1 protein-coding gene is annotated in these 721 nt (G+C 42.0%); it reads left to right on the top strand.

Annotation, left to right across the window (positions count from 1 at the left end):
* A partial coding sequence (locus AB4496_RS24725) for an NAD(P)(+) transhydrogenase (Re/Si-specific) subunit beta (RefSeq protein WP_372132453.1) occupies positions 1–440 on the top strand: 440 nt, incomplete at its 5' end.
* Positions 441–721 lie beyond the last annotated feature (281 nt).

The following is a 721-nucleotide window of genomic DNA, read 5'->3' on the forward strand; positions in this document are numbered from 1 at the left end:
TGGCAGTAGCTCAAGCTCAATATCCAGTGCATGAAATCACTGAGAAGCTACGAGCGCAGGGCATCAATGTTCGATTTGGTATCCACCCAGTTGCTGGTAGGTTACCGGGTCACATGAATGTGTTACTTGCTGAAGCAAAAGTACCTTACGATATCGTTCTTGAAATGGATGAACTCAACGATGACTTCAATGAGACCGATACTGTTTTGGTTATCGGTGCAAACGACACTGTGAACCCAGCAGCACTTGAAGATCCAAACAGCCCAATCGCTGGCATGCCAGTACTTGAAGTTTGGAATGCTCAGAACGTTATCGTATTCAAACGTTCGATGAACACAGGTTACGCAGGTGTGCAAAACCCACTGTTCTTCAAAGAGAATACGCAGATGTTGTTTGGTGATGCGAAACAGAGCTGTCTCGGTATTCTAGAGCATCTATAGGAAACACTTTTTAAGTATTTTCTAAGCAAAAGCATTAAGTCGTAACTAAATAAGGAGCTCATTAGAGCTCCTTTTTTTTGTTCATCTGAAAGTCGCTGTATCCTAAAGCAACAATCTATGACCCATAAGCAGCAATCTATGGCCTATAAGCAATAAGCACAGTCCGATAGATGGCCGTAAAACTCATTTGAATGAAGTTATAACGACTCAAACGATTAGCGAGTACAGCTGTGCAACATAGCCCTAATATGATCGAATTTGTCGCTATAACTCGTCATTAG

The organism is Vibrio sp. 10N.222.46.A1, from assembly GCF_041473595.1.
Lineage (GTDB): Bacteria > Pseudomonadota > Gammaproteobacteria > Enterobacterales > Vibrionaceae > Vibrio > Vibrio tasmaniensis_A.